We start from the raw sequence: 21,929 nt of genomic DNA on the forward strand, positions 1-21,929 counted from the left end.
GCCCGGCACCGCTCACGCGGTCACCGGGCTAGTCCGTTTTTTGTTGCGCAGTCGCGCCTGGGTATGGCTCGCGCCGCAGCAGTTCCCAATCCGCGGCCAACAGATCTTCGCGCCGCACCGCCCCCAGGCTCAGATACTCGATCTTGACTGCGCGCTCATGGCTCCAGAGGTCGCCGGCAGAGATCGCTTTCGTAAAATGGCTTGAGGTCATGCCGAGCTGGGCGGCAACTTCATTTCGACCTTCTCGGCCGAGCCGCTTGTACCAGGCGCGCAAGGCTGGATGCGTCTGACGTGGATTGGTTTTGCGAGCAGCGCCCATACGCAATTTCGGTTTTTTGTTCATGCGGACCAGTATTACCGAATGTAATGCCTTGCGCAATACTTGCAGGTATTTTTTCTGCAAAAGCCATTCGTGTTCGATTACACAACAACAACAAAATGGGCTTTGCGATTACCTGCAAGTAATGTATCGTGCATATGAAGGCCATCGAAACTACAGGAGCGCGATGCCCATGACTGGCACAAAAAACCCGAAACAAGACGATGCTGAAGCCCTGCACCGCAAAGCGCGTCTGCGTGAGCTGCTCGATACGTGCTTCGGCGGGAAACAAGCTGCGCTGTCACAGCACATTGAGTACGCGACAGGCAAGAAGCCCAATCAGGGCGAGCTCTCGCAGATCTTGAAGGACCACTCAGGCCGGACGTTTGGGGATGACAAAGCGCGCGCGCTGACAGAAGCTATCGGCTTGCACCGACGCTGGTTTGAAATGCCGCTGGGCCGGAATGTCAGAAAGCAGGACTGGCAAAAGGACTTGTCGGGCTACCCCGCGCCGTCAGTGCGCGCGCTTGATGCCCGGAGAGGGCCGAGCGCCGACATCGTGCTGCAGTCGATTGCAGCGATAGCCGCCGTGGCCGGCATCCCGCTCGGTTCAATACTGCCGGATGTTGAAGCTGCTCGCGCTCGCATCAGCATTGCGCTCGGGGAGTTCGCAGAAGAAAGCAAATCCGCCCCTCGCAAATCGCCGCCGGTCGTCAGGGTCGATTTGTCGGCCCCTGTTGCGGACGCAAAACCGATCACCAAAGCCAGCAGCAGGCGGCCTACGAAAGCCGCAGAGGCTAAGCGGAAGTAGCATCACTCTCCAGGCAAATCCATCAAAGCGAGGCGGTCAGCTAAAGACCGGGCCGCCGCCGCTGCCGCATAAATATCCAGAGCCGCCACGCCCGAGCACTCGGCAACCCCCGCGCGCCCGTCAGCATTGACCGGTATCAGCACGCACCCCTCTACTTGTCCGGCTCGCGCCGATTCAATTAAGCGCTCGCACGCTTCAATGACTGAAAAACGGTTGTCCATACCCTGCAGTGCAATCTATGACAAATTTTACGATTTTATGTCTCACATCCTTTTCTAGTCTGCGTGCATGCCCGATTGTCTGGGTCCGATCAACACACTGAGTAGCACCATGAAGACTGAACGTGGACAAAAAGCAACTGTCGTTTCGCTGTACCCCCAGCACAACAACACCGATTCTGTGATTGCAGCAGCACAAGAAATTATTCGCGCAGCTCAACGAAACGAAGTTACCGGGCTGGTGTATGCCACAACCCTATGCGGACGGCCGGCGGAAGAGTTCGTTGCAGGAGAACTCGAAGACAACACGCCGCTTGCCCAAGCGTGCGCCGTGCGCATACTGCATCGGCTATCAGCGGCATAGACAAAACCACCGGCCTCGTGCCGGTTTTTTTTTGCCTGTTGATATTACATAGGTATTGCTTTGTGCATTACTTGTGAGTAGCATTACCTCACAACATCACGTCAGGCAGCACAAATGAGCATCTTGCAAAGACTTTCTCTCCTGCGCAGCGCCAAGCGCATCTCTCATCACCCCTTACCACCCTGCGCCAAGCCGATTCTCGGCCAGGTCAAAAAACACGGAGCATCGAAATGACTGCAATCGAAATACTCGACGCGGACACCACGGAAGCCGTCGAAACAAAGGACGTGACCGACAAGTCGGAAGTGTCTTTGCTGCTCGAAAAGAAATCGTTTTTTGCTGACCCGCAGGCCGCAAAAGCGGCTGTCGCAGCACTCGAAGCGGAAGTCGTCAAGCTGAAAGAAAAAGGGATCGACTGCAGCATTGCCGAAGTCGACAAGGACTCCCGCCTGCGGCGCCGTCAGCTGATCAGTCTTTGTTCTCGCGGCGACGAACACCGCAAGGACATGAACGCTCCGCATCAGCGCGTGATCGACGCAAACAACAAGCTCTGGAAAGAGATTGAGCCGCGCATCCGCGCTCTGGTGCCGGTGTTTGACAACCCGATCAAAGCCGAAGAAAAGCGCAAGGAAGCCGAATTGCAGCGCAAGGCCGAAGAAGAGCGCCAGCGCGTAGCAACCCTGAAGGCCAAGGTCGCCGCGATCACCAACAAGCCCGTCGCCCTGATCACCGCAAGCGCCGAGACTCTGGCCGCTGAAATCGACGCGCTTGAGCATCTGGAAATCACCGCCGAGGATTTCCAAGAGTTCGCTGGGGACGCGATGGTGGAGCGCGAGGGCGTACTCGCAACTCTTCGCGTGCTGCACACCAACAAGGTCGCCTCCGAAGCCGCAGCAAGGCAGGCTGAAGAGCAGCGCATCGCCCGCGAGCGAGCCGAGGCCGAGGCCGCCGAACAGGCGAAGAAGCAAGCCGAAGAATTGGCGGCATTGAAGCAACAGCTTGAGCAGGCCAACGCAGCCAAGGCAAAAGCTGAACAACTCGCCGCAGCGCTCACCGGCACCTCAGCTGTCGAAGACCACTATCACAGCAGGGCGGCCGAAAGCCACTCGAAGCCAAAAAGCCCACCCCCCGCGCCGGTTGCCGTCACGCAAGAACAGCAACCTGCCGCGCCGGAAGTTGTCGAGACCGAAACTCAGGCGATCCAACCGCACCCGCCGGCATCCGAAATCATTGGCGTGTTGAGTGCGCACTACCACGTCTCAGCTGACATCGTTATCGAATGGCTTTGCGCCATCGACCTGTCTGAAGGGCTCTGACATGGACGAACTATCCCCGCATGACATCTACATCCGACTGACTGACCCGAGCGGCAAGCACCCGACAGTCATCAATGAGCACCGCATCTGGAACAGCCAGCGATTCCTCGCATCTCTGAAAGAGCAGTACCAGGGCGGACAAATCAAACCCGGCGACCTCCGCGTTGTGGAAGTCGTCAATCGCGAGGACTACCTGGCGACGAAGCGCAGGGGGCCGAAGCAATGAGCGACATCACCGCACCGCAGCCTAACCCCAGAAGCGTACCGGTAATCATGTCGGCCAATGAGCTGATGCAGCCTTCCATGTTCCAGACTGTCGTGAGCATGGGTCAGATGATGGCGAAATCGAGCGTTTCTGTGCCGAACCATCTGCGCGGAAAGCCCGAGGATTGCGCCGCAGTCTGCATGCAGGCCATGCAATGGGGTTTGAACCCCTACAGCGTGGCACAGAAAACGTACATGACCCCGGGCGGCTCGCTGGGCTACGAATCTCAATTGCTGATCGCCGTCATCAATGCGCTGGCGCCAATTCAGCACGACCTGAAGTTTGAATTCTTTGGCGACTGGACGAAGATTCTCGGCAAGGTCAAGGAAATGAAGGGCGACAAGGGGAAGTATTACGGCCACGACTGGAACCCAGATGACGAGAAAGGCTTGGGCGTGCGGGTCTGGTCGACCAAGATCGGCGATACCGAGCCGAGCGTGCTGGAGGTTCTGCTTATGCAGTGCTACCCGCGCTTCAGCACGCAATGGGCGACCGACCCACAGCAGCAGATCATCTATGCCGGAGCCCGCAAGTGGGGGCGCCGCTTCACTCCGGGCGTAATCCTGGGCGTCTATGCGCCCGAGGAACTGGAATACGTGCAAGTAGAGCGCGACATCACGCCGGGGGCTGCCCAGCCGCCTACAACGCCGGCAGGCGCCGCGCAGCAAGCGGCCAGCGCATCACCGCAGACCGTCGAAGAGCTAGGTCTGTCCCCCGCCGATCTTGCGAAGCGCGCGGCGATCATCGCGAGTCTCGAAAAATACGCGGTGGGACACACACCTGAGCAATTCCGCCAGCACTGGAATACCACGCCGGCAGAGGATCGCCGACTGATTGGTATCCCGCATCCTGTGGGGATTGCTGAGCGCACCCGTATCGCTGCTATGGCCGGTTCAAACGTCATTGATGCCGAACCGCCCAAGTCCAGCGCAAGCAGCGACCCAGGCTTCCCCGAAGCGCTGAGCGCGGTTCAGTCAGGCGACTTCGACCTGGCTCGCGACATTGGCCGCAGCTTGTCGGAAGGCCAGCGGAATTCGATTGAAGCCGCCATCGCCAATGCACAAGCACAAGGGGGCGCGCAGTGATCACGCGCAACACCCACCAAGCCGACTCTGAGCAATGGCGCATTGACCGGGCTGGGAAGTTCACCGGCTCCGAGATGCACCTCGTCATGGCCCGGCGCGAAGTGGGGACGAAAGACACCAAGCGCCTGATTCCCTACGAAGCGTACTGGGACATTGTCGACAGAATCGTTGTTGAGCGACTGACCGGCATGCCTGCCGGTGAGGAGTTCAGCAGCGCTGCAACCCGCCACGGCCGTGAAGTGGAGCCCCTAAACCTCGCCGAGTATGAGCGACGCACCGGATATTTCGTAGAGCAAGTCGGGTTCATCAAGCACCCGAAGTACCCAGCTATTACCGGCGCGTCGCCAGATGGACTTGTTGCCGATTCCGAAAACGGGCCGGGAGGGGTTGAGGCCAAGAGCCCGAAAGACCCGATGGTCCACTTGGATCGCCTGCGCAACGGTATGCCGCCCGAAATGCTCGCGCAGTGCCATGCGTGCATCTGGGCGACGGGCGCGACGTGGTGGGACTGGACCAGCTACAGCCCCGCATTTGCGCTGAAAAACCCCGACTTGGCTTTCATACGCGTTCGTGTCATGCGAGACGAATCAATACTCGCTGACATGGAGCGGAAGGTGTTGCAAGCAGAAGCAGAAGTACAGAAGAGATTGCGCGAACTGCGCGAGAAGTACCCATCCATCAACCTGTAGGAGAAGTGCAATGACGATCAAGACCCCGCATGACATCAAGAAGATCACCGGCAAGACCATGCTTCGGCTGCGCGAAAAGCTGAAGCTGAATCAATCGGATTTTTGGGGGCCGGTGGGTGTGACCCAATCGGCCGGGAGCCGCTACGAATCGGGGCGCAACATCCCCGACCCGGTACGTATCGCCATCGCCCACTACTACTCGCCGGAAATCCAGCAACACAAGCGCAGCTTGGCCGCCGCCTAATCCAGGGGACACGACATGCACTTTCGCAACGCACAGATTTATCGACTGCCCGAGAACTGGCCAGGCATGACGAGCAAGCTACTGGCCGATCAGCTCTCTCGAATTTCATTCCGGCCTTGCGCGCAGTTGGAACTTGCTTCATTCGGTTTCTTGAGCCCGACCGACAGTGGCGAGCTGGTGCATGTCGTGGGCGGCCAGTGGCTGATCGCCCTGGGCGTTGAACAACGCCTACTGCCTTCTTCCGTCGTCAAGCAGGCTGCCAAGGATCGCGCCGAGGAAATCGAGGCGCAGCAAGGCTACAAGCCCGGCCGCAAGCAGATGAAGGAAATCAAGGAGGCCGTGACCCATGAGCTGATGCCGCGCGCCTTCACGCGCCGCCGCCGCATCTTCGCCTGGATCGACGCGCAAGCCGGCTGGCTGGTCGTCGATGCGCCGAGCCGCAAAGCCGCCGACAGCATGATCGAAGCGCTGCACAAATCGCTCGACGAGCTGCCGCTCAAGCTGCTCAACACGCGCCGCAGCGCCGGCTCGGCGATGACCGAGTGGCTGGTCGCCAACGAAGCGCCGGGCGCATTCACGATTGACCACGACTGCGAACTGCGCGCCATCACCGAAGAGAAGAGCGCGGTGCGCTACACGCACCACACGCTGGATGGCAAGGATGTGCGCGAGCACATCGAGGCGGGCAAACAGGCATCGCGTCTGGCGCTGACCTGGAATGATCGCCTGTCAGCCATCCTCAACGACAAGCTTGAACTCAAGCGCCTGCAGCTACTTGATATCGTCACCGAATCGGCCACTGACGGCCTGGCCGCCGATGAGCAGTTTGATTCAGACTTCGCTCTGATGACAGGCGAATTGCGTAACTTCATCCCGGCACTTATCGAAGTGCTAGGCGGCGAGGAAAATTGAGGCCGCAGACATGGGAACCACAAAAAAAACCAGAAAGAAATACCACAAGCCGAAGCAATCCGCCTGGAATCCGGATCGGCCGATGTACAGAACGCCCTGGAAGGTCGACGCTGTTTTCGCTCCGATCTACAAGTTCGTGCGTGAATTGATGAGCACCGGAAACGTCGACGAAGACGTTGCGACGGGCCAGACCGTTTTCTCTGACCCACATACGGGCAACACATACGCGCTGACACCGGCGCTGCGCGGCCTCCTGGAAATGATGGAGCTGCACGCAAAGCGAAAAGGAACGCAGATCGCTACTGCAGGCCTTAACTCGCTGGTTTCTATTCTCGATAACGGCGGATTCGCATCAGAGTCGGTCATGAAAAAGTGCATTACTGAGCTCGAAAACCTTGAGCAAATGGCGCTAAAAATGACCGCAGGAGAGGCAGAAGACGCGCTCAAAACTGTTCAGATTCAAATCGCTCTCGAAGAGGCAAAGGCACCATGAATACGACACACGAAAACAAAGAAGAGCAGCCCATCGTGGCGGAATTTAGCGCTGCAATGGCTCGATGGGTTTCGCCGTGCATGCCGACGAATGATATTCGCTTCTACCTCAACGGCATCCACATTGAGCCGCTGAAAAGCGGCGGCGTGCTGATCACCGCAACAGACGGGCATCGCCTCATGTCAGCGTTCGACAAAGAAGGGGTTGCCAATCGAGCCTTCGTCGTCAAAATCAATCGCGAATCACTGCGCCACTGCTCGAAGCGTGAATCTATTTTTTTGACGAAGCGAAACAAGAATCTCGGCACAAAAATCGCTGTACGTGGCAACTCGAACTTGACCGTCATCAACGGCATCGGCGAAGAGATTTTCATCCAGCCGGGGCACTGCATCATTGATTGTTCTTCATACCCGAAGTGGAGAGAAGAGGGAAGGATCACAAATCCGCCGAATCGATCAGATCTTGTTCCTGCAGGCGAGGCATTGGTGAATATGTCCTACCTGACTCAGTTCATTAAAGAGCTTCCTGGCAACGGCATCACATCGCCGTGCGTGAAGTTGTGGCGTGACGGCACATCGTCCGTGGCCCCTGAGTCATCCGTCGTATTCGTTGAGTTCAATCAACTTCCCCTGGTGGGCATAGTCATGCCGCGCACACCAGACACGACAACGAATTTCTATTTTGATCGCCGCCGTGAGTATCCGAATGACTGACGTAGCCATCAAGCCGCTCTACTACAGTCTCGAAACGGTTTCCCGCATAACCACTCTCGGCAAGAGCCAGATTCAAAAGATGGTCGCGAACGAAACCTTCCCGAAGCCGCGCCTGATTTCTGGGCGCCGCGTCGCGTGGCTGGCTCGTGAAGTTGACCAATGGTGCGATTCTCGACCGATAGCGAATCTCATGCCTCCACCGGCTGAGAAGGCGAAGCAAGTTTCTCCAAAAGATCAGAAAGACGAGTAATCCACACGCGTTTCTCTTCATCGTATGAGTAACGGTTGTAGACCCCCTCTATCCCAGGCTGAACATGACCGATTGCAGCCTCAGCAACATCAGTCGGACATCCCATTTTTGTAAGCAAAGTACGGCCTGTCCTGCGCAAGTCGTGCGCCCCCCAGTTCGATACCGGTAGACGCACGCGCTTGTACTCGTCTCGCATCGAGGCATACGGCTGATGATAATAGACGCGCTCGCTAACGACTTTTTGTTCAATGCACCGACCGGGTATGCGAGACGGGAATAGATACCCCGGCCCGTACAGCTTCAACCTGCGCAAGACAACCTCTTTGGCTCGCCCGACCAGAGGCACGCGTATATCTGTCGCGGTGTCTCGATTGCGATTTTTTGTCTTCGCTTTCGGAATAGTCCACCACAGACCGTCCTTTTCTTCGCTGACCTCTCGCCCTTCAATTGCCGTTATCTCAGCGCCTCGCATCAGCGTCCAGAGGTAAAGGGTCAGAATGTCTGCAGTGGACTCAGGGAAGTTGGGCAGCCACGGAATGAGCAACGACAGCTCAGTCTCCGAGAGCACGCGCTTTACCGTGCCAATGTGCTTGCCGGACATTACCCGCCCCTTTGATTTCAACTTCCCCCGTAGCACCATTCGCCACCAGTTCGGCGTCGCCTCTTTGATCTTGCCCGCATCGAGCGCCCAGTCCCAGCACAGCCCCAGCTCGCGGCGCAGGCTGTTGGCAAGAACCGGGGTGCGGCGGTGAGAGTCGATCAGATCGAACGCTACCGAGCGCGTCACACCCTCCGGCTGCAGGCTGTTTATCGGGCCACACATGGTCTTGAACATGCGGCGCACCTCCTTTGCCCCTTTCGGCGCCCTGTGCTGTTCGATATAGCGCACTAGGAAGTCCTCAAGCATCGCCTCGACCGTGTATCGCCTGGGCGCCGCTGATCGCGCAGCCACGGCCTTCTTTTCCTGCGCTACCGCCTTTTTCTCGGCCACCGGGTCATCACCAGATTCGCGCAGCAGGCGCTTCGCTTCCCAGGCAGCAACGGCCGACGGCAGAGACATCGCCGGCCAGCGCCCCAGTTTAAGCTGCTTCATGCGACCATCCTGAGCTTTGTAGCGGTACACCCAAGTGCGATACTGCTGGGTGGCCACAAGCCGCAGTCCGGCGCAACCTTCAATGATCATGTGCTCGCCCGGAGCGAGCATTTTTGCTGTTCTTGCGTCAAATCGCATGGCGTAGGTTTTTGCACAAAGGACTGCAAAAGTTACGCCAACAGCGTAGGTTTAGCAAGGTGTACATAGGCGTAGATAGACAATCAAATCAACGCATCACACACGAACAAACCAATACAAATCAAGAAGATGAGCGATTTTTACAATTCAATTCAGGCACTTACGGAAGCTGAAATAAGCAGCCACACACCAGTGATGCAGCAATATCTGCGCATCAAAGTACAGCACCCGGACACCTTGTTGTTCTACCGCATGGGGGACTTCTACGAGCTGTTCTTCGAAGACGCCGAGAAGGCCGCGCGCATCCTCGACATTACCCTGACCACGCGCGGCGCCTCGGCCGGCAAGCCGATCAAGATGGCTGGCGTGCCGCATCACGCGCTGGAGCCCTACCTCGCCAAGCTGGTGAAGATCGGCGAATCGGCGGTGATTGCCGAACAGGTTGGCGAACCCGGCGCGACCAAGGGGCCGATGGAGCGTGCCGTGAGCCGCATCGTCACCCCCGGCACGCTGACCGATGCCGCCCTGCTCGATGACCGCGCCGATGCGCCGCTGCTGGCGGTGCAGCTCAATCGCGGCGTGCTGGGTCTGGCCTGGCTGAACCTCGCCAATGGCGACTTCCGCATCGTCGAGACCGAGCCTGAATCGCTGATCAGCCACCTCGAACGCCTGCGCCCGGCCGAAGCCCTGCTGCCCGAATCGCTCAAGCTGCCGGCACTCGAAGCCCGCGTGCCGGCGATCCGTCGCCTCGCCGACTGGCAGTTCGACGCCAAGACCGCGCAGGAATTGCTGACCACGCATTTCGGCACGCATGACCTCGCCGGCTTCGGCGCCGAAGGCCTCGATGTGGCGCTGGCCGCCGCCGCCGCCCTGTTCGATTACGCCCGCGCCACGCAACGCCAGAGCCTGGGCCACATCAGCACGCTCAAGGTCGAAGCGGAAGGCGACTACCTGCGCATGGATGCGCACACGCGGCGCAATCTGGAAATCACCGAAACTCTGCGCGGTGAGCCGGCGCCAACCCTGCTCTCGCTGCTCGACTTGAGCGCCACCAGCATGGGCTCGCGCTGGCTGCGCCACGCCCTGCATCACCCGCTGGCCAATCGCCACGCCTGCCGTTTGCGCCACGATGCCGTCGGCATGCTGCTCGGCAATGCCGGCGATGGCCCGCTCAGCGCCGTCGGCGCAGCGCTGCGGACAATTGCCGATATCGAACGCATCGCCACGCGCATCGCCCTCTCCAGCGTTCGGCCGCGCGAACTGGCGGCCCTGCGCGACAGCCTGGCCACGCTGGAATCGGTGCGTGCGCCGATCAGCGCTTGCAGCGCCGAACTGCTGCAACAGATTCATCAAGACCTCGCCACGCCGCTGGACACCCTGCTCCTGCTGCAGTCGGCGATTGCCGCCGAGCCTGCCACCCAGGTGCGTGACGGTGGCGTCATCGCACGCGGCTTCGATGCCGAACTGGACGAGCTGCGCGACATCCAGAACAACTGCGGCGAATTCCTCGTCGCGCTGGAAACGCGTGAGCGCGAACGCACCGGCATCAGCACGCTGAAGGTGGAGTTCAACCGCGTGCATGGCTTCTACATCGAAGTCACCCACGCCAACACTGACAAGGTGCCGGACGACTACCGCCGCCGCCAGACCATGAAGAATGCCGAGCGCTACATCACGCCCGAGCTCAAGACCTTCGAGGACAAGGCGCTGTCGGCCCAGGAACGCTCACTGGCGCGCGAGAAGCTGCTCTACGAAGAGATCCTGGCGCGCCTGCTGCCGCAGGTCGGCCCGCTGCAGCGCATCGCCCACGCCATCGCCCTGCTCGACGGCCTCAATGCCTTTGCCCACGCCGCCGCGCGCTACGACTACCGCGCACCGCTGCTGGTCGAGGAACCACTGATCGACATCCGTGGCGGCCGCCACCCGGTGGTCGAGCGCCAGGTGGACAATTTCATCAGCAACGACGTGCTGCTCGCTCCCACGCGCCGCATGCTGCTGGTGACCGGCCCCAATATGGGCGGTAAATCGACCTATATGCGGCAGGTTGCACTGATCGTGCTGCTCGCGCACTGCGGCGCCTTCGTGCCGGCCAGCGAGGCACGCATCGGCCCGATGGATGCGATCTTCACGCGCATCGGCGCTTCCGACGATCTGGCCTCGGGCCGTTCGACCTTCATGGTCGAGATGACCGAAGCGGCTGCCATCCTCAATGCGGCAACCGACCGCAGCCTGGTTCTGATGGATGAGATCGGCCGCGGCACCTCGACCTTCGACGGCATGGCCCTGGCCTATTCGATTGCCCGCCACCTGCTCGACAAGAACCAGAGCTACGCGCTGTTTTCGACGCATTACTTCGAGCTCACGCGCCTCGGCCAGGAATACCCCGAGTGCGCCAATGTGCACCTGGGCGCCGTCGAACACGGCCACAGCATCGTCTTCCTGCACGCCGTCAAGGACGGCCCGGCGTCGCAGAGTTACGGGATCGAGGTCGCCGCGCTGGCTGGCATTCCACAAACCGTGGTGCGCGACGCCAAGCGCCGCCTGCGCGCGCTCGAATCGCGCGAGATCGCCAGCGGCCCGCAGGACGACCTGTTTGTCGGCCTGCCCGAGCCCGAACCGGCACAGGTCAGCCACCCGGCACTGACCCAGCTCGCCGAACTCGACCCGGACAGCATGAGTCCGCGGGAGGCACTCGAAGCGCTGTATGCGCTCAGAGCTCGCTTGAATTGAGATCACCACAAGGCCAGGAGTCTTCTGTTTGCTTGCGGGCTTGTTTTTCAGCCGGGTGCTAGAATCAAATCTCAGTTTTGGGAGGGAAAGCTCATGGCCAAAGCAAAAAGTACGCAAATCGGCAGCAATATTCGCCCAGTAGCCACCAAGCCCGAGTCAGAAATTTCGCGCTTGCGTTCCGCGGTTGAACGTCTGAATGCGAACCCTGAGCAGGCGCGCCGCTTGATGGTGAATGCAGGCATTTACTCTAGCAAAGGCAAACTGACGAAGACCTATGGTGGATAAAACCAATGTCAGCCAATTCCCGCTATGAGATTTTGCCCGGGCTTCTACTTGGCTTTCATGGCACGGATGCAAAAATAGCCGAACGCGTGCTTGCAGGACATGAACATTTAACTCCCAGTAAAAACGACTACGATTGGCTGGGGCATGGAATTTACCTCTGGGAATACAGCCCCCAGCGCGCGGAAGACTTTGCCCGGCAAAGCGCCAAAGAACCAAAGATCACCAAAGGGAAAATCGAAACGCCTGCGGTGGTGGGCGTCATTATTGATCCAGGGCTCTGCTTGAACATGCTTGAAGCTTCTGCGCTCGAACAAGCAGCACTGGCCTACGAAGCACTTGCATCAAATCATCCAGACAAACTGCCCTCCAACAAGGGTGGTGCGGACTTGAGGCAGCGCCACCTTGATTGCGCCGTCCTGCAGATGCTCCACACTATCCGCGCAGCAGAAAACCTCCCCAGCTATGACACAGTGCGTGGCGCCTTCTGGGAAGGAGACCCCATTTATCCAAACGCCGGTTTCCGCGCAAAAAATCACGTCCAGATTTGCATCAGAAACACTGACTGCATCAAAGGCTATTTTCGCGTTATATCTGAATAGTCAAGATAAGGCCGCGCGTGGGACTCAGAACAGGAACGACGCGCTCAGCGCATCGAAGGTGTCGCTCTTGGTCTGCCAGTGGAACTCCTTGCTGCGCCAGACGTGGGTCAGGGTCAGGCGCCAGCGCGACAGCATCCACACCGCGCCGACCTGCAGATCGCCCACCAGGTTGCGCTTGGTGACCGAGGGACTGTCGCGGAAGCTGTTGCCATCGAGGAAGATGTTGCGCAGGACCCAGCGCGCGTCGAAACCGGCAAAGCCATACAGGCCATTGCCCGGGCGGAAGTAACCGGAACCCGGCAAGGCGGGCCCGATGCGCGGTACGCCGTAGTCATCGGGGATGCTGCCGAAACGGAAGGTCGCGCCGGCATTGGCGTAGGTCCAGGCATTGCCCAGCGCCGCGCCGCCGTGCCACATCCACTGCTGTTGCAGCGGACCCAGCGCGGTTTTGTCGGTACGCCACATGCGCTCGTAGATCAACTCCAGGGTCGGCTCGTCGTGCAGCTGGTAATCCCAGCCGGCCGGATGCGTGGCGCCGATCAGGTGATGCCAGTTGGTCTGTACGGTCTCGCCCTGTGAAGCAGGGCCGACGATGCCGACGCCCAGCGCCAGGCGCTCCTGCAGATTGCCATTGGTGACGATCACCCCCGCGCTCAGATTGAGCCAGCCGGCATACGGGCGATCGTGTGCGTCGGGCGTGCGGCTGGCGATATCGACCGGGGTGAAGATGCTCTGCCCCAGCGAGAACTCGGTGCGCACATCCGGCTGTCCATCCAGGCCCGCCGCTGGCTGCAACGGCAGATAGCGATGCAAGGCCTTGAGCCAGCGCGGCTCCTCATTACGTTCGTGCAGGTAGCTCAGCAACATGCCGTGCGTGTAATGGCTGTCGCTCGGGCCGAAGGAGTCATTCTCCACCACGGCGGAGAAAATGCCCTCGGCACGCGGCGCAGTCTGGGCTGTCGCGCTGCCGAGCCAGAGCATGGCCAGCGCGGGAGCGAAAAATCGGATGGCAGGTTTCATCTGCCGGATCTTACGTCATCCAGGGGCCGACGCCCGCCACACTTGCTCCATCTGCCAGGCCAGGGCAAGCACTTGCGCATCCGCGTAGCGGGGCCCCACCACTTGCAAGCCAACGGGCAGCCCCTGGCGGCCCTGTCCGCAGGGAATCGACAGCGCCGGCACGCCGCAATAATTGAACAAGGGCGTGTAGGCGGCGTGGCCGCGCGGCCCGGCCGGTTTGCCGCCGATTTCTGCGGGGCCGATCGCCTCCACAGACCAGGCTTCGACAGGTGATGTCGGGCACAGCAAGATGTCGTAGGAGCCGAAAAACTCAGCCAGCGCCTGCGCCAGCTTGTCGCGCAACAACAGCACGGCCGCCAGCTGCGGGCCAGCAACCTGCTGGCCAAGACGGATCTGCTCGGCAATATTCGGCACGAAGTCTTGCGGCGCGCGCGCCAAAGCAGCGCCAAACATCGCCGCCAACTCGGACTGCTGCAAGGCCAGCAACGGATACTCTGCCGCGCCAGCCGGCCAACTGGGGCTCGCCACATCAATCTGCCAGCCGGCCGCGCGCAGACGCTCCACAGCCGCCCGCATCGCGGCAGCTACATCTTCGTCAATCGCAAAACCGCAGCCCAGATCCAGCGAGAAGGCCAGGCGCAATGGCGGCAACGGCGCCTTGAGCGCTGGCATGGCGCGCAGGCGGCCGAATTCGGGCTGCGAGAGCGGATCGCGCGCATCGAAATCGGCCAGTGCGTCGAACATCAGCGCCACGTCTTCGACATCGCGCCCGATCTGGCCGATCACCGACAGCATGTGATTGGGGTCGTCAAAGCCCCAGGGGTTGGGCACCGCACCCAGCGTCGGCTTGAAGCCCACAAGTCCGGTGTGCGCGGCCGGTCGCCGCGTCGAACCGCCCGCATCGGTGGCCAACGCCAGCGGTGCCATGCCCGACGCGACGGCCGCGACCGCGCCGCCCGACGAGCCACCGGGCGTGCGCGTCAAATCCAGCGGATTACGCGTCACGCCATGCAGCAGATTGTGAGTGACGCCCATGCAGGCGAATTCCGAGCAATTGCTGATGCCCAGCATCACGGCGCCCAGCGCACGCAGGCGCGCCACACACCACGAGTCGCGCGGCGCAATGAAGTCACGGAACAGGCGCGAGCCGAAGGTGGCGGGCAGATCCGCCACCCACAGATTGTCCTTCACCGTAAAAGCCACACCGGCCAGGGGCAGCTGCTCGCCTGCGGCCAGACGCGCATCGACCTCGGCCGCTTCGGCCAGCACCGCGTCACGCTGGTAATGAATCAGCGCGTTGAGCGCCGGATTCTGTTGCTCGACACGATCACACAACGCTACGGCCACTTGCCGGGCACTGAGCTCACCCGCGTTCACTTGCGCGGCAATTTGCCGCGCCGACATCCACTCGATCGACATTCGCTCTCCAAGACTGCCGCAGCAGCATCTGCGCACCAAAGACGCTCAACACAGGAAAACTGAGCGCCCAAACAGTGCAACATTTCGTCAAATATTTTGTGTACAACTTAACCCGTAAATACACAACACAAAACTCAAGCACTAGTTTAACGCAATGTTTTAATTAGATTTTATGCAATACAACAATGTACATCATCAACCCACAAACAACTGGCATTGCACTTGCTAAACAGCGTTCATCAGTCAATTTCCGTACCTGCCCATGAGCACTCCCGCCCACGGTTTCAGCATCACGCTGGACGACATCCTTCACCAGTACGGCAGCTCCGTTGCCGTCGATCATGTGACCCTGGAGATCGCTGCGGGCAAGCTGGTGTCACTGCTCGGCCCCTCAGGCTGCGGCAAAACCACCTTGCTGCGCATCATCGGCGGCTTCATCCAGCAGACTTCCGGGCGCGTCATCGTCGGCGGGCGGCCCATCGATGATTTGCCGCCCAACAAGCGCGAAGTCGGCATCGTCTTCCAGAACTACGCGCTGTTCCCGCACATGAGCGTTGCCGACAACATCGCCTACGGCCTGGCCGCTCGCGGTGAGGATCGCGCCCTGCAAAAGAAGCGCACGGCCGAAATGCTGGAACTGGTGCAGATGGCGCACCTGGCTGATCGCCTGCCGCGTGCCCTCTCCGGCGGCCAGCAGCAGCGCGTGGCACTGGCCCGCGCGCTGGCGGTGGAACCACGCATCCTGCTGCTCGACGAGCCTTTCGCGGCGCTCGACAAGAGTCTGCGCCTGGACATGCAGATCGAGATCAAGCGCATCCAGCGCCAGTCCGGCACCACCTGCATCATGGTTACGCATGATCAGGAAGAAGCGCTGTCGATGTCCGACAGCGTGGCCGTACTCAATCGCGGCAAGCTCGAACAATTCGGCACGCCGTCGGAAATCTACGACCGTCCGCAAAGCCTCTTCGTCAATCAGTTCGTCGGCAGCGCCAATCAGCTGGAGGGCCGGCTTGCCAGACTCTCGGCAGATGCCTGCGAAGTGCAACTGGCCTCTGGTCAAAGCTTGCTGTGCGCCGCGCCGCGCATGGCACTGGCCGAAGGCAGTGCCGTCATCGCCTGCGTGCGGCCCGAGAGCCTGCGCCTGAGCAGCGATGGCAGCGGCATGCCGGCCACGGTCGAGCTCGGTATGCCGCTAGGCCCGACCATCGTGCATGAAGTCATCACCGATGACGGCCTGCGCCTCAAGACATCCGAACCACGCCTGCCGGGGCTTGAGCCCCGCGCAAGCGGCACGCGCATTGGCGTCAGTCCGCTGGCCGCCAGTGCGATCCAGGTTTTTTCAGCCCAAGTCTGACCCGAAAGGAGCTTTACATGGACCTCAGTCGTCGCCGCGTCCTGCAATCGGCGCTCACCCTCGCCGCCGTGCAGATGTTTCCCGGCATCTCTCAGGCGCAGGCACGCCGTCTCGTCTTCGCCACCTTCACCGGCAGCTGGGAAGAGGCCCACAAGGCGGTGCTGGTGCCCGCCTTCCGCAAGGCCAACAACAACGCCGAGATCACGCTGGACCCGATGCTCTCGGTCGACCAGATCGCCAAGGTCACGGCTGCGCGCAACAACCCGCCGATCGATGTGATGCTGCACGATCCGGGTCCTGCCCTCACCGCCGTGGCGCAAGATCTGGTCGAACCCTATCCGGTCGCCAAGAGCAAGCATTTCAAGGATCTGATTCCCGAAGCGCAGGAAGTCAATGGCCCGGCCATCTTCTTCCAGGTTGTGGGCCTGACCTACAACCCCGAGACCGTCAAGAAGCCACCGACCTCCTGGCATGACCTGTGGAAACCTGAATTCAAGGGCCGCGTCGGCATCACCAACATGAACTCCACGCTGGGCACCGGCTTCATGGTCGAGTTGGCGAAGATGAAGGGTGGCTCGGAATCGAACATCGAGCCCGCTTTCAAGGCGATCCAGGAACTCAAGCCCAATCTGGCTGCGGTTGCGGCCAATCCGGGCCAGCTGGCCTCGCTGTTCCAGCAAGGCCAGATCGACATCAGCCCGGGCAACTTCAATGCCATCCAGATTTTGAAGGCACAAGGCGTGCCGGTGGAATGGGTCGCACCGAAGGAAGGCGCGATTGCCTTCAAGACCACCATCCACATCGTCAAGAATTCGCCCAACCGCGAGCTGGCTGTCGCATTGATCGAAGCGGCCATGTCGCCCGAGGTGCAAAGCAAGCTGATGCAGTCGCCCTACCTCGTCGTGCCGACCAATACCAAGGTCAAGATGGAAGGCGAGATCGCCAAGGCGCTGGCCAAGGACCACGCCGAGATGAAGAAGAAGTTCCTGTTCCAGGACTGGAAGAAGATCAACGAGCAACGCTCGGCCTGGATCGAGCGCTTCAATAAGGAAATCAAGATCTAGGAATCCGTAACAAAAGGGCTGCGCACGTCGCTGGCGGCATTTGGGTAAATGAGGGCTCGCTCGCCGTGCTATCGCACTGCTCTGCGCGAGCCCTTAGTTGGCAAGTGCGGCCAGCGGCGTGCTCGCTCCATTTGCTACGGATTCCACACGGCTGACTAGCTCGCATTTCAGTAAAAACTTTTCAGGACACCGCCCGTGCGCACATTCAACCCGGTCACCGTTTACGGCCTGCGCTTCGCGATGCCGCTGACGGCTTTCTTCGTCGTATTTTTCGTTACGCCACTGCTCTTGCTGCTGTTCATCAGCCTGCACAACGACACCGCGCTCACAGAATTCGGTCTCGCGCAGTACAGCAAGTTTTTCACCGAAGGTTTTGCCTTACCCATTCTGGGTGATACCTTGTTGCTCGGCGCACATGTCACCCTGCTCTCGCTCGTGCTCGGGTACGCGCTGGCCTGGGCTTTCGTGCGCAGCCGCGCGTCGATCCAGACCGTGCTGATGATGATCATCGTGCTGCCGCTGCTGACCAGCGTGGTCGTGCGCACCTTTGCCTGGATCGTCATCCTCGGCCGCCAGGGCATCATCAACTCGGTGCTGCTGCAATGGGAATGGATCGAGACGCCGCTCAAGCTCATCTACACGCGCGCCGGCCTGGTCGTTGCGCTCGCCAACGTGCAGCTGCCACTGATGGTGCTGCCGCTCATCACCGCACTGCAGCGCCTGGAGCCCAACCTCGAAGATGCCTCGTCGATCCTCGGTGCCAGCGCCTGGCGTACCTTCTTCAAGATCACCCTGCCGCTGACCCTGCCGGGCATCATCGCCGGCTGCCTGATGACCTACGCCGCCTCGATCACCGCCTTCATCTCGCAATCATTGATCGGCGGCGGGCAGATGCTGTTCATGCCCATGTACATCTACCAGCAGGCCTCGACCCTGCAGAACTGGCCGTATGCCGCCGCCATTTCGCTGATCTTCCTGGTCGCCGTGATGGGTTGCGTGAGCGTATTCAACATCCTCGGCCGACTCTCGAAAGGCTATGCCAGCACATGAAACTCGGACACCGCAACAGTCTCTCCGACATCAGCCTGCGCTTGACCCTGTGGAGCCTTGCCGCGCTCTCGATCATCCTGCTGATGGCACCGACCCTGGTCGTGCTGATCGTCTCCTTCACCAGCGGCTTCTCGCTCAAGTTCCCGCCGCCGGGCTACTCGCTGCGCTGGTACGAAGCCTTGCTGGAAGCCTGGCAGCTGCACTTTGCCGCCTGGAACAGCATCAAGGTCGCCGGCCTCACCACCCTGCTGTCGGTCGTGCTCGGTGTCGCCGCCTCGCTGGGCATCGCACGCTCTGAAAAATTGATGGCGCGCGTGCTCGACAGCTTCTTCATGTCGCCCTTGATCCTGCCTGCGCTGGCCTTCGGCCTCGCCTCGCTGATCTTTTTCAGCCAGCTGGGGGTGAGCATTTCGCTGACGACCCTGGTCATCGGCCACACCGTGGTCTGCATTCCCTATGTCATGCGAACCACCGTGGCGGCGCTGGCGCAGCTGCCCGCCACCTTGCTGGAAAGCTCGGCCAGCCTGGGCGCCAATCGCTGGTACTCATTCCGCCGCATCACCCTGCCCTTGATTGCGCCGGGCGTGGCGGCAGGCGCCTTCATCGCCTTCATGTCCAGCTTCGATAATGTGCCGGTCTCGCTGTTCCTGCGCGATGCACGTACCGACATGCTGCCGATCCGCATGTGGCAAGACCTCGAAGGCAAGCTCGACGTCACCATCGCAGCACTGTCCGGCGTGATGATCTTCTCGACCCTGATCCTGATGATCGTGATGGAGAAGCTCACCGGCATGACCAGGCGCATGCGCTGAGCGGCGATCAAGCCTCTCCACCAGCCCCTCTCACGCTCGCGGGAGAGGGGCAAGGCAACAACACTCAGGCGCCGCGAAACAAGGAGTAGCCCCAGGGCGTCATTTTCAAAGGCAGGTGATAGTGCTGCGAGGGATCACGGATCACGAAACGGAACGGCACCAGGTCGAGAATGCCCAAGGGGCTCCCTTGCGCCGCAAAGTATTCACCGGCGTGAAAGCGCGCCTCATAAGTGCCGGGCACGATCAGTTCGCTGCGCGTCAGCGGATCTTCCCAGACGCCGCTGGCATTCAGACTGCCTGTGGCAAGCAGGCGACTGTCCGGCGCCATCATCCACAATTCCACCCGCATACCCTGTGCCGGCACGCCGCGTGCCACATCCACCCCGTGCATCGAAATCCCACCCGCCATCGCGCATCCTTTCCATGTTTGAAGCAATCGGCCAGCGCAGATGACTGAGCGCCGTTCTGGTACCAAGGCTCGCAAGGACCATGCCCTGCTGTGGCCAGCGCTGCTGGCGATGACGGCCGTACAAGCCATCGTCGCCGTCGGCATTTTCGGCCTCGGCATTGCCGCGCCCTTGATCGGCCTGCCCGTCTCGCAGCTCGGCTGGCTCAACGCGCTGATCTTCGCGCTCGGCGCTGTCGGCGCGGCGCAGGCCGGTACGCTGTGCCAGCGCTGGGGCGCGATACGCGTCGCAGCGGGCTGCGTGTTCTGCGTCCTGCTGGCCAGCCTGCTGCTGTGCCTGCCAGCGAGCCTGGCCGTCTGGCCTGCGGCGCTCCTGCTCGGCCTCGCCTTCGGCCCGGAAACGCCGGCCAGTTCGGCCAGCCTGGTACGCGTCTGCACGCCCGCCCAGCGCAGCTGGGTGATTGCACTGCGCCAGACCGGCAACCAATGGGGCGCCATGGCCGCCTCGCTGTGCCTGCCCTGGCTGCTCGCCAACAGCCGGAGCAGTGGCTTTGGCCTGATTGCGCTGCTGTGCCTGCTCCTCACCGCGAGCTTGCTGCTGACTCGCCTGCGCAGCATCGACGCCATTCAGCTTGCCGAGCCGGCGCCAGACCTGTCGCAGGCACTGCGCCCGACGCTGGCCGCCCAGTGGCGGACCGCGGGCATGCCGGCTTTGCTTGCCCTAGCGGCGAGCTACGCCGCCATGCAGATTGCGGTCAATGGCTTCGCATTCTCCTTCCTCGTCAGCACCCTGGGCTTTGCCCCAGCGCTCGCCGGTGCCCTGCTGGCCTGCGCCCAGGGTGCTGGCCTGCTCGCGCGCATCCTGCTCAGCGCCTGGGCGCGCAACACCGACAGCACGGCGCTCGCCCTGGGCCTTATGGGACCCGGCATCGCGCTGAGCATCGGCGCTGTGAGCGGGCTTCCCGGTCAGGCAGGCGGTGGATTGCCGCTGCCGTTGATCTTTGCGCTGATGTTCCTGAGCGGCTTTCTGGTCTCGGGCTGGAACGGCCTGCTGCTGGCCGAACTGAGCCGCCTTGCCGGCCCGGCACGCACGGCGGCCTGGACCGGTGCAACAATGAGCGTCAGCTATACCGGCTTGCTGGCCGCACCACTGCTCTTTGCGCTGGCCGGCACGCATCTGCGCTACTGCTATCTGTTCCTGGCGCTGCTCTGTGCGGCAAGCGGTCTGGCCGTCTTGCTGACGCACCCGACAATCAGGAGACAGGCTGGTGCAAGATCATGAGCAGCGCACCATTTGCGCGCAATATTGTGAACAATTTAAAGCGCCATTTTCGCGCGCAGAATGCAGCGCGCGTACAATCCGACCAAACAGCAATCTTCCTTCTTAAGCGCATACGCCAGCCGACCCGCTCCCGGCCACTTGAGCAGCCCTTGTCATGAGCCCATCTCCCGCCAAATCCGACGTCACGCTGATTGCCGAACGCATCACCAATGCCGTTATGGAGCATCGCCTGCCCCCCGGCGTAAAGCTGGCTGAAGAACGCCTGGCCGAGGCCTTCAAGGTCAGCCGCACGAAGATCCGCCATGCCCTCACGGTGCTCGCCAAAGAAGGTCTGGTGACGCTCTACCCCAACCGCGGCGCCTTTGTCGCCAGCCCTTCGACGCAGGATGCACGCGATCTTTTCGCCACGCGTCGCCTGCTGGAGGCCGAGGTCGTGCGCAGCGTCATCGCCCGCGCCACCAAGGCCGACCTGCGCAAACTGCGCGCGCACATCACCAAGGAATCCGAGGCGCGCCTGGCCAATGACCGTCGCGCGGTGATCAAGCTCTCGGGTGAATTCCACATGCTGCTCGCCAGAATCGGCGGCAATCGCTACATCAGCAAGCTGATGGACGAACTGTGCCCGCTGACCTGCCTGATCATCTCGCTCTACGACTCCCCGCACACCCCCGCCTGCCCCGAAGATGAGCACATCCGCATCGTCGAAGCCATCGAACGGCAAGACGAAGCCACTGCCACCCGCTTGATGCTCGAACATCTGCAACACGTCGAAAACGAGCTCAAGCTCTCGCCGCAAGACAAGGTCGATATCGACTGGGACCGCATGTTCGCTTGAGCGGCCGACACTTTAGACGCTGCTCGTGATCTTTTCCGGCCAGCTTGGCAGGCATTGAAACAAGTCCGAACCCTTCACCGCAAAGGCGCAAAGAAAACGCAAAGGGCCGCAAAGTGCTGCAAGCACAGAGCCCCCTGACTCCGCCTCGCCCTTCTTTGCGGCC

Annotated in this window: 26 protein-coding genes; 20 read left to right on the top strand and 6 right to left on the bottom strand. The window is 61.0% G+C overall.

All coding sequences use genetic code 11. The features are described 5' to 3' along the window. Positions 1-28: 28 nt before the first annotated feature. On the bottom strand, positions 29-403 hold the full coding sequence (locus ABDB84_RS05475; RefSeq protein WP_345918686.1) for a hypothetical protein: 375 nt from the start codon (positions 401-403) through the stop codon (positions 29-31). Between the two features lie 109 nt (positions 404-512). Between ABDB84_RS05475 and ABDB84_RS05480 the strand changes: the two genes are divergently transcribed. Next, on the top strand, positions 513-1,130 hold the full coding sequence (locus ABDB84_RS05480; protein WP_345918687.1) for a hypothetical protein: 618 nt from the start codon (positions 513-515) through the stop codon (positions 1,128-1,130). Between the two features lie 2 nt (positions 1,131-1,132). Here the strand turns inward: ABDB84_RS05480 and ABDB84_RS05485 are convergent, their stop codons facing one another. Beyond that, positions 1,133-1,351, bottom strand: a complete 219-nt coding sequence (locus ABDB84_RS05485) for a hypothetical protein (protein ID WP_345918688.1) — start codon at positions 1,349-1,351, stop codon at positions 1,133-1,135. Between the two features lie 109 nt (positions 1,352-1,460). Between ABDB84_RS05485 and ABDB84_RS05490 the strand changes: the two genes are divergently transcribed. The 10 genes from ABDB84_RS05490 (at position 1,461) to ABDB84_RS20065 (ending at position 7,679) form a co-directional block, all read left to right on the top strand. Beyond that, complete coding sequence (locus ABDB84_RS05490) at positions 1,461-1,712, top strand: hypothetical protein (RefSeq protein WP_345918689.1); 252 nt, start codon at positions 1,461-1,463, stop codon at positions 1,710-1,712. Between the two features lie 230 nt (positions 1,713-1,942). Continuing rightward, positions 1,943-3,028 (top strand): hypothetical protein, encoded by a 1,086-nt coding sequence (locus tag ABDB84_RS05495; RefSeq protein WP_345918690.1) that lies wholly within the window; start codon positions 1,943-1,945, stop codon positions 3,026-3,028. Between the two features lies 1 nt (position 3,029). Further along, entirely contained in the window at positions 3,030-3,254 is a 225-nt protein-coding gene (locus ABDB84_RS05500) for a hypothetical protein (RefSeq protein ID WP_345918691.1), read from the top strand. Further along, positions 3,251-4,378 (top strand): RecT family recombinase, encoded by a 1,128-nt coding sequence (locus ABDB84_RS05505; protein ID WP_345918692.1) that lies wholly within the window; start codon positions 3,251-3,253, stop codon positions 4,376-4,378. The genes ABDB84_RS05500 and ABDB84_RS05505 overlap by 4 nt, the downstream gene beginning before the upstream one ends. Then, the gene (locus ABDB84_RS05510) at positions 4,375-5,067 is read left to right on the top strand and encodes a lambda exonuclease family protein (protein WP_345918693.1); all 693 of its coding nucleotides are present in this window, start codon (positions 4,375-4,377) and stop codon (positions 5,065-5,067) included. Before ABDB84_RS05505 ends, ABDB84_RS05510 begins: the two co-directional genes overlap by 4 nt. A 10-nt stretch (positions 5,068-5,077) precedes the next feature. Beyond that, on the top strand, positions 5,078-5,311 hold the full coding sequence (locus ABDB84_RS20060; RefSeq protein ID WP_428715072.1) for a helix-turn-helix domain-containing protein: 234 nt from the start codon (positions 5,078-5,080) through the stop codon (positions 5,309-5,311). Between the two features lie 15 nt (positions 5,312-5,326). After that, positions 5,327-6,223 (top strand): recombination-associated protein RdgC, encoded by an 897-nt coding sequence (locus ABDB84_RS05520; RefSeq protein ID WP_345918694.1) that lies wholly within the window; start codon positions 5,327-5,329, stop codon positions 6,221-6,223. 10 nt (positions 6,224-6,233) lie between these two features. Then, positions 6,234-6,716: a hypothetical protein gene (locus tag ABDB84_RS05525; protein ID WP_345918695.1), complete on the top strand. Its 483-nt coding sequence runs from the start codon at positions 6,234-6,236 to the stop codon at positions 6,714-6,716. Then, on the top strand, positions 6,713-7,429 hold the full coding sequence (locus ABDB84_RS05530) for a hypothetical protein (RefSeq protein WP_345918696.1): 717 nt from the start codon (positions 6,713-6,715) through the stop codon (positions 7,427-7,429). Before ABDB84_RS05525 ends, ABDB84_RS05530 begins: the two co-directional genes overlap by 4 nt. Further along, positions 7,422-7,679 carry a helix-turn-helix transcriptional regulator gene (locus ABDB84_RS20065; RefSeq protein ID WP_428715073.1) on the top strand — a complete coding sequence of 86 codons (258 nt, stop codon included), beginning with the start codon at positions 7,422-7,424 and terminating at the stop codon, positions 7,677-7,679. Before ABDB84_RS05530 ends, ABDB84_RS20065 begins: the two co-directional genes overlap by 8 nt. Here the strand turns inward: ABDB84_RS20065 and ABDB84_RS05535 are convergent. Continuing rightward, positions 7,618-8,862 carry a tyrosine-type recombinase/integrase gene (locus ABDB84_RS05535; protein WP_345918697.1) on the bottom strand — a complete coding sequence of 415 codons (1,245 nt, stop codon included), beginning with the start codon at positions 8,860-8,862 and terminating at the stop codon, positions 7,618-7,620. The genes ABDB84_RS20065 and ABDB84_RS05535 overlap by 62 nt on opposite strands. Before the next feature lie 243 nt (positions 8,863-9,105). On the opposite strand from ABDB84_RS05535, the gene mutS reads away from it, so the two are divergent. From mutS to ABDB84_RS05550, 3 genes are all read left to right on the top strand, one after another. Next, a complete protein-coding gene (gene mutS, locus ABDB84_RS05540) occupies positions 9,106-11,640 on the top strand; it encodes a DNA mismatch repair protein MutS (RefSeq protein WP_345918698.1) in 2,535 nt (844 codons plus the stop codon). 93 nt (positions 11,641-11,733) lie between these two features. Continuing rightward, complete coding sequence (locus ABDB84_RS05545) at positions 11,734-11,925, top strand: hypothetical protein (RefSeq protein WP_345918699.1); 192 nt, start codon at positions 11,734-11,736, stop codon at positions 11,923-11,925. 5 nt (positions 11,926-11,930) lie between these two features. After that, complete coding sequence (locus ABDB84_RS05550; RefSeq protein ID WP_345918700.1) at positions 11,931-12,524, top strand: hypothetical protein; 594 nt, start codon at positions 11,931-11,933, stop codon at positions 12,522-12,524. A 24-nt stretch (positions 12,525-12,548) separates the two neighbouring features. On the opposite strand, the gene ABDB84_RS05555 is transcribed toward ABDB84_RS05550, so the two are convergent. Both ABDB84_RS05555 and ABDB84_RS05560 read right to left on the bottom strand, forming a co-directional pair. Then, positions 12,549-13,544, bottom strand: coding sequence for a lipid A deacylase LpxR family protein (locus tag ABDB84_RS05555; protein WP_345918701.1), 996 nt, complete (start codon positions 13,542-13,544; stop codon positions 12,549-12,551). Positions 13,545-13,559: 15 nt separating this feature from the next. Beyond that, positions 13,560-14,963 (bottom strand): amidase, encoded by a 1,404-nt coding sequence (locus ABDB84_RS05560; protein WP_345918702.1) that lies wholly within the window; start codon positions 14,961-14,963, stop codon positions 13,560-13,562. 262 nt (positions 14,964-15,225) lie between these two features. Between ABDB84_RS05560 and ABDB84_RS05565 the strand changes: the two genes are divergently transcribed. The 4 genes from ABDB84_RS05565 (at position 15,226) to ABDB84_RS05580 (ending at position 19,243) form a co-directional block, all read left to right on the top strand. After that, positions 15,226-16,317 carry an ABC transporter ATP-binding protein gene (locus ABDB84_RS05565; protein ID WP_345918703.1) on the top strand — a complete coding sequence of 364 codons (1,092 nt, stop codon included), beginning with the start codon at positions 15,226-15,228 and terminating at the stop codon, positions 16,315-16,317. Positions 16,318-16,334: 17 nt separating this feature from the next. Next, positions 16,335-17,381 (top strand): ABC transporter substrate-binding protein, encoded by a 1,047-nt coding sequence (locus ABDB84_RS05570; protein WP_345918704.1) that lies wholly within the window; start codon positions 16,335-16,337, stop codon positions 17,379-17,381. Between the two features lie 195 nt (positions 17,382-17,576). Continuing rightward, positions 17,577-18,431: an ABC transporter permease gene (locus ABDB84_RS05575; RefSeq protein ID WP_345918705.1), complete on the top strand. Its 855-nt coding sequence runs from the start codon at positions 17,577-17,579 to the stop codon at positions 18,429-18,431. Continuing rightward, complete coding sequence (locus ABDB84_RS05580) at positions 18,428-19,243, top strand: ABC transporter permease (RefSeq protein WP_345918706.1); 816 nt, start codon at positions 18,428-18,430, stop codon at positions 19,241-19,243. Before ABDB84_RS05575 ends, ABDB84_RS05580 begins: the two co-directional genes overlap by 4 nt. A gap of 64 nt (positions 19,244-19,307) precedes the next feature. On the opposite strand, the gene ABDB84_RS05585 is transcribed toward ABDB84_RS05580, so the two are convergent. After that, on the bottom strand, positions 19,308-19,652 hold the full coding sequence (locus ABDB84_RS05585) for a hydroxyisourate hydrolase (protein WP_345918707.1): 345 nt from the start codon (positions 19,650-19,652) through the stop codon (positions 19,308-19,310). A 40-nt stretch (positions 19,653-19,692) separates the two neighbouring features. On the opposite strand from ABDB84_RS05585, the gene ABDB84_RS05590 reads away from it, so the two are divergent. Together ABDB84_RS05590 and ABDB84_RS05595 are read left to right on the top strand one after the other, a co-directional pair. Beyond that, positions 19,693-20,931 (top strand): MFS transporter, encoded by a 1,239-nt coding sequence (locus ABDB84_RS05590; protein WP_345918708.1) that lies wholly within the window; start codon positions 19,693-19,695, stop codon positions 20,929-20,931. A 154-nt stretch (positions 20,932-21,085) separates the two neighbouring features. Then, positions 21,086-21,766, top strand: a complete 681-nt coding sequence (locus ABDB84_RS05595; protein WP_345918709.1) for a GntR family transcriptional regulator — start codon at positions 21,086-21,088, stop codon at positions 21,764-21,766. Positions 21,767-21,929: the final 163 nt, after the last annotated feature.

The sequence above is a fragment of the Uliginosibacterium sediminicola genome (assembly GCF_039631295.1).
Lineage (GTDB): Bacteria > Pseudomonadota > Gammaproteobacteria > Burkholderiales > Rhodocyclaceae > Viridibacterium > Viridibacterium sediminicola.